The organism is Streptomyces cahuitamycinicus (genome assembly GCF_002891435.1).
Lineage (GTDB): Bacteria > Actinomycetota > Actinomycetes > Streptomycetales > Streptomycetaceae > Streptomyces > Streptomyces cahuitamycinicus.
The window spans coordinates 1-6,802 of the sequence record NZ_POUC01000426.1; the positions used below are offsets into that span (position 1 = coordinate 1).

6 protein-coding genes are annotated in these 6,802 nt (G+C 73.9%); all 6 read left to right on the forward strand.

All coding sequences use genetic code 11. From position 1 onward, the window contains the following. Nucleotides 1-1,093, forward strand: a 1,093-nt coding sequence (locus C1J00_RS35520) for a CAP domain-containing protein (RefSeq protein WP_102913063.1), incomplete at its 5' end; no start/stop codon positions are given. A gap of 77 nt (nt 1,094-1,170) precedes the next feature. Then, the gene (locus tag C1J00_RS35525) at nt 1,171-1,848 is read left to right on the forward strand and encodes an AIM24 family protein (protein WP_102913064.1); all 678 of its coding nucleotides are present in this window, start codon (nt 1,171-1,173) and stop codon (nt 1,846-1,848) included. Between the two features lie 172 nt (nt 1,849-2,020). Next, entirely contained in the window at nt 2,021-3,076 is a 1,056-nt protein-coding gene (locus C1J00_RS35530) for a tetratricopeptide repeat protein (protein WP_102913065.1), read from the forward strand. Continuing rightward, complete coding sequence (locus tag C1J00_RS35535; protein WP_439333462.1) at nt 3,073-4,185, forward strand: polyprenyl synthetase family protein; 1,113 nt, start codon at nt 3,073-3,075, stop codon at nt 4,183-4,185. The genes C1J00_RS35530 and C1J00_RS35535 overlap by 4 nt, the downstream gene beginning before the upstream one ends. A gap of 204 nt (nt 4,186-4,389) precedes the next feature. After that, nucleotides 4,390-5,349, forward strand: coding sequence for a threonine/serine dehydratase family protein (locus C1J00_RS35540; protein ID WP_102913066.1), 960 nt, complete (start codon nt 4,390-4,392; stop codon nt 5,347-5,349). Between the two features lie 341 nt (nt 5,350-5,690). Continuing rightward, the coding region (locus C1J00_RS35545; RefSeq protein ID WP_102913068.1) for a serine/threonine-protein kinase at nt 5,691-6,802 on the forward strand (1,112 nt) is incomplete at its 3' end.

A 6,802-nucleotide genomic window follows, 5' to 3' on the forward strand; every position in this document is an offset into this window, starting at 1 on the left:
GGACCCGCTGGGACTGCGCACCGGCGCGACCAGGGTCACGGTCGTCATCAGCCCCGCCGACCCGGCGACCGCCCTCGGCGGCCTGCCCTCCCCCACGCTCCACGTCGCCGACGCCGGCGGCAACCCGCTGGCCCGCTTCACCCCGCCGCCCCCTGGGCAGGAGACGGTACTGCTGCTGGCGGAGCTCTACCGGCGCGGCGGCCACTGGAAGCTGCGCGCCCTGGGCCAGGGGTACGCCGACGGACTGGCGGGGCTCGCACGGGACTTCGGCGTGGACGTCGTGGACGACACACCCTCCGGCACCTCCAGTGCCCCCGATCCCGACGGCTTCCTGCCTCTGGTCAACTCCGCGCGGACCGCGGCCGGTTCCCCGCCGCTCCGCCTGGACTCCCGCCTGGTGTCGGCGGCTCGCGAGCATGCCGCCGCCATGGCCGCCGCCGGGCGTCTCGGTGTCGAGACGCGCGACGGCGTCTCCGTCTACCAGCGCGTCGTCGGCTCCGGGTTCCCGTACCTCACCATCGGCGAGCACCTGGTGTCCGGACCGCGCTCGGCCGCCGAGTTCGTCGCGTACTGCGTGCGCACGGACGGGCCCCGGCGCACCCTGCACGACCCGGCGTTCACCCACGCCGGACTCGCCCGGGTGCACGACGGCCCGTCCGGTGAGACCTTCTGGACAGCGCTGTGGGCCAGGCCGTTCACCCCGGACGGGCTGGCCGGTACGGCGGCGGCCGTCATCGACCTCACCAACCGGGAGCGAGCCCGGGCCGGCCTCGCGCCCCTGGCCGCCGACCCGTTGCTCACGACCGCCGCCCAGGCGCACAGCGCGGACATGGTGGCCCGCGCCTTCTACGCGCACACCGCCCCCGACGGTTCCCGGCCCTGGGACCGGGCCGCCGCGGCCGGCTCGACCCGGCGTGCCATCGGCGAGAACATCGCCTGCGGCCAGCGCTCCCCCGCCGACGTCGTGGAGGGCTGGATGAACAGTCCCGGCCACCGGGCCAACATCCTCGAACCCGGCTTCACCCACATCGGCATCGGCTTCGCCGGGGGCGGCCGGGCGGGCACGTACTGGACGCAGCTCTTCGGCGGTTGACGCCGGCGACCGTGCCGCGGGGCCCGGTATCCCGCGCGATCTTGGCGGAGGGAGCCGCTCCGGGCGAGGATGCCGGTATGAAGGGTGACCTCTTTTCCAGTGAGCACATGGTGCAGCCGGCCGTGGCGCCGGGCATGACGATCGAAAATTCCAAGTGTGTCCGGTACACGGTGAACGGCGAGATGCTGGCCCGGCAGGGCGCGATGATCTCCTACCGGGGCAACCTCCAGTTCGAGCGCAAGGGCCAGGGCGTGGGCGGCATGCTCAAGCGCGCGGTCACCGGTGAGGGGCTGCCGCTGATGGCGGTGCGCGGGCAAGGTGAGGCCTGGTTCGCGCACGAGGCGCAGAACTGCTTCATCGTCGATGTCGAACCCGGCGACGAGTTCACGGTCAACGGCCGCAACGTCCTGTGTTTCGACGCCACGTTGTCCTACCGCATCGCGACCGTGAAGGGCGCCGGCATCACCGGCGGCGGCCTGTTCAACAGCGTCTTCACCGGGCACGGCAAGCTGGGCCTGGTCTGCGAGGGCAATCCGCTCGTCATCCCCGTCTCGCCGCAGTACCCGCTGTATGTCGACACGGACGCGATCGTCGGCTGGACCGCGGGTCTGCAGACCTCGCTGCACCGCTCCCAGTCCATCGGCTCCATGCTGCGCGGCGGCTCCGGCGAGGCCGTGCAACTGCTGCTCCAGGGCGAGGGGTACGTCGTCGTCCGGCCGAGCGAGGCGACACCGCACAAAGCCGGCCAGCACTGAGCACTCTCCGGGTGATCTGCGCCTCAGAGGCAACCCGGTCCGTGGCGTCGACGTCTTGATCGGCAACAGGTGATGCCCTGGCCCTTGTGGCCAGGGCAGGTGTCCACCCTTCTATACGCTTCATGTATACACACCGCGTATACCTGAGGTGCATACGGACCGAAAGGCATCGATGTACGGCAAGGCATTCGCCCCGGAGTACCAGGGCGCGCTCACCACCCTGTCCGTCAACTCCTCACTGACCGACGTCCTGGCCGCCGGTACCGAGCAGTTGAGAGCGGCCGAGCGCGCCGGGCAGCCCGGGGAGGCGGCGCGTTCCGGACTCGCGGTGGCCGAGGCGCACCGCCGGCTGGGCCGGGTCGAGGACGCGGACCGGGCCTGGAAGGCGAGCTACCGCGCGGCCCGGCAGGCCGGGGACGCCGGGGCGATGGCCTGGGCGCTGTGGAGCGGCGGCACGCTGGCCCGGCAGCGCGGCGCGCTCCCGCTGGCCCGCAGGCTGCTCCGGCTGGCGGCCGACCTGGGCGAGCAGGGCGGGGACATCGTCGTCCGCGGCTACTCGCTGGCCGGCCTGGCCGAGACCGGCCGCATCCAGGGCGACTACGAGGCCGTCGGCCGGCTGCACGAGCAGTTGCTCGCCGAGGCCCGGCGGCGCGGCGAGGCGCGGCACACGGTGTGGGCGCTGGAGGGCATCGCACAGATGCACCGCAACACCGGGCGCTACGACACGGCGTACGCGCTGTTCGAGGAGGCCGCCGAGATCGCCGCCCGTGCCGACGACCGGCGCGGCCACGCCTGGGCGCTGCGCGGACTGGCCGATGTGGTGTCGGTTCGAGACGGCGACACCGAGCGGGCCCTGGAGCTGCTGAGCCGGGCGGAGACGACGTGCCGCGCGATGCGGCTGTCCAGCGCGCTGGCCTACAACCACAAGATGCGCGGCAACGTCCTGTACCGGGCGGGGCGTTACGCGCAGGCACGCGAGCTGTACGAGCAGGCGCTCGCCGAGTTCCGTGAGATGAGCGAGCCGCGCGGGGAGGCGCTGTCGCGGCTGGGCCTCGCCAAGTCCCTGGCCCGCCTGGGCCGCGACCCTGACGAGACGGCGGCCGAACTGGCCGGCCTGGCGGACCTGCTGGAGCGCATCGGCCTGCAGCACGCCCGCCGCATGGTGGCCCGGGCCCATGAGGAACTCGGCATACCGGCGGCCGGGCCGGCGACGGAGGCGGCACGGTGACGGCGCCGCCGAGGACGGTGGAGGCGGCCAGGGCGACCGGCTCCGCCCGAAGTGCCCCGACCGCTCGGACGGCACGGCGGGGTGAGCCGCGCGATCTCACGGTAGGCACCGACGACATCCCCCGGGTCCTCCACCGCTGTCGCGCCCTGGTCCGGCCCGCCCTGGAGGAGGCCGTCGGACGGCTGCATCCGTGGGTCGGCGAGATGGCCGCGTACTCCTTCGGCTGGTGCGAGGCCGGCGGTGCGCCGTCCGTCGCCTCCGGCGGCAAGGGCGTACGGCAGGCGCTCGCGGTGCTCGGGGCCGAGGCGGCCGGTGCGGCGGGGCGGGCCGGTGTCGCCGCGGCCGTCGCGGTGGAACTGGTGCACACCTTCTCCCTGCTGCACGACGACATCATGGACGGTGACACGGACCGGCGGGGCCGCCCGACCGTGTGGAAGGCCTACGGCACGGGGCCCGCGGTACTCGCGGGCGACGCCCTGTTCGCCTTGGCCGTCGAGACCCTCGCCGCGCAGCCGCGAGGCGCGGGGGCCGTTCGGACCCTGTCCGTGGCGCTGGGCGACCTGGTACGCGGGCAGGCGGACGACCTGCTGTTCGCCGACCGTCCGTGGACGGGGCCGGAGCGGGTGAGCCCGGACGAGTACCGGGCGATGGCGGAGCGCAAGACGGGCGCGCTGCTGGGCTGCGCGGCAGCGCTCGGTGCCGTGCTCGCAGGTGCCGGCACCGAGACGGCCGCCGCGCTCGAGCGGGCGGGCCGGCACCTCGGGGTCGCGTTCCAGATCGTCGACGACGTGCTGGGGATCTGGGGCGATCCCTGTGTCACGGGCAAGCCGGTCCACGGTGATCTGCGCGAGCGGAAGAAGACGTTCCCGGTGCTGGTGGCACTCGGCTCCCCACTGGGCGGCCGGGTCGCCGCACTCCTGGAGACGGGGGATGCGCCGGAGACGGCGGCGGCGCTGATCGAGGAGGCGGGCGGCCGTTCGGCGGCCATGGCGCAGGCCCGGCGGCACGTCGGCGCGGTCGAAGCGGCGCTCGCCGGGGCGCCGTTGGCCACGCGGGCCGCCGACGACCTGCGGTCGCTGCTCGCCTACCTGGTACGGCGCGACACCTGAACCGGCGCGAACGGCCCGCCCCCGGGCGGGCCGTGGCGCTCACGCTCCGGCGAGGCCGACAGGCGCGGGGCGCACCACCCACCCTCACCGACGCGACCCACCGGCTCGCGCTCCCCCGGCCGCACCGCGTTGACCACACCCCCTTCCGCGCGTCAGGGTTCGGCACGGCGCGTTCCGCGACCCCGCGCCGGAAGGATGGCTGTCATGATCGGCATCTCGGAGATCGAAGCCGAGGCCGGGCGGATCGCCGGGCACGTCGTCCGCACCCCGACGGTGGACAGCCCGGGACTGTCGGAGCTGCTCGGCGCACCGGTCACCGCCAAGCTCGAACTGCTGCAGCGCACCGGCTCGTTCAAGGCGCGCGGGGCGACCGCGAAGCTGCTCTCGCTGGGCGGGGCCGAACGGGCCGCCGGGGTGGTGGCGGTCAGCGGCGGCAACCACGGGATCGCCCTGGCGGTCATGGCCGCGGCCCTCGATGTGAAGGCCACGGTGGTGATGCCGCGCTCGGCACCCGCCCGTGCCGTGGAGATCGCGGAGGCGGCCGGCGCGTCGGTGCGGCTGACCGACGGCATGGACGGTGCCTTCGCTCTCGCGACGCGGCTCCAGCAGGAGGGACTGACCCTGGTCCACCCCTTCGACGACCCGGTGGTGATCGCCGGGCAGGGCACGGTCGGGCTGGAGTTCGCCGCCGACGCCGGTGAGCTCACCGACGTCCTCGTGAGCATCGGGGGTGGCGGCCTGATCGCCGGTGTCGCCGCCGCGCTGCGGGCCCAGCGGCCCGGGGTGCGGGTGTGGGGTGTGGAGACCGAGGGCGCGCAGGCCATGTCGGAGGCGCTGGCGGCGGGCGGCCCGTTGCCGGTCGCCCTGTCGTCGATCGTCTCCACGCTCAGCGCCCCGTCCGTGTCGCAGCTGACCTACGACCATGTCTCGGCCCTGGTCACCGAGGTTCTCGTGGTCCCGGACCGGGAGGCCGTGCAGGGCTCCCTCGACCTGGCCGACCATGCCAAGGTGTGGGCCGAACCGGCGGCCGGCTGTCTGCTCCCCGCCGCCCGGAAGATCCTGGAGCGGGTCGGCGACGGTGCCCGGCTCGGCCTGGTGGTGTGCGGGGGAAACGTGACGACGGGCGACCTGTTCGCCTGGTCGCGACGCTTCGGTCTGCGCTGACGATCCGCCCGCTGTCGGGGAATCCGTCGCGGAATTCATCGGAGGGCTTCGAGTTCGAACCTTGTTCACGTCCGCATTTACCGCCGGTTACCACCAGGCCGGGCAGGAATTGGCTAATCCACGGCCCGCCGCGGGCGAATTCCTCGCGCCCGTGGCGGCCCGGGCGGCCGAGGTGAACCGCACCGGAGCCCGCGAATGACCGTTTTCCCTCGCACACTTGATCCCATCTCTTGAACAAAAGACAAGAATGCACACGGAGTTGCGATCCGATTGAACGCGGACGGGCTCACTCCCCGTACCTCTGGAAAAGGTGAGAGCCAGGTTTCCAGCGAGGGATGGCCATGGGCAGGGCGCACGTCTCCACACACCAGTTGGTCGCCGGCCGGTACCGGCTGCTCGAGATCATCCAGCGGGAGACCAACCGCATCTGCTGGTACGCCGAGGACACCGGGACCGGCGAGATCTCCCGTCCGTGCCTCGTGACCCAGATCGGGCTTCCGGAGGACCCGCGCGAGGCCGAGCGCCGGGCCGCCGCCCGCCTGCTGCGGACGACCGAGAACATGGTGCTGCTGTGCCCCGGCCGGATCGCCACCGTCGTCGACGCCGTGGAGGAGACCGGCGCCCTGTGGACCGTCAACGAGTGGATCGACGGCACCCCTCTCGGCGAACTCCTCTCGGAGCAGGGAACGTTCAACTACGTCCGGGCGGCGCGGATCGGTCTGGAGCTGCTCGACGTGCTGGACGCCGCGCACGCCCAGGGCATCACACACGGAGAGCTCAGCCCGGGCCAGGTGTTCGTGCGCGAGGACCACTCGGTCGTCGTCACCGGCTTCGGCCTGGCGGGCGCGACCCTCGCGCCGCGTCTGACGGCACCGGCGTACGCGTCCCCGGAGCAGGCGCGTGACCAGCGCATCGGTCCCGCGGCCGATCTGTGGGCGCTGGGCGCGATCCTGTACACGATGGTCGAGGGGCGCCCGCCGTTCCGTGACCGGGGGCGTCCCGAGAGCACCCTGAAGGGCGTGGACCGGCTGCCGCTGCGCACGCCGGTGCGCGCCGGGCCGCTCACCCAGGTCGTGCAGGGACTGCTCCGCAAGGACTCTCGGGAGCGGCTGACCCGCCCGGTGGTGCGTGAGTCGCTGACCCGCGCGCTCAGCGAGGACCCCGAGGCGGCCCTGGCCGCGGCGCCGGCCCCGCGGCTGCGCGGCGCCTACGCCGCTGTGCGGCCGGGGAGCCCGGCGTGGAGCAGACGGACCATGGTGGCGGGGACGGCTCTGGCCGTGGTCACCGTCGCGGTCGCCGTGCTCGCGGCGACCCAGGGGCTGCCCGGCACGGACGACGGCAGCGACGCGGCCGAATCGCCGGCCCGGCCGCCGGCCTCCGCCGCCACACCGGGCGAGGGCACCGGCGGCGGCCCCGATCCGTCCGGGGCACCCAGCCGGCCCGAGTCCCCCTC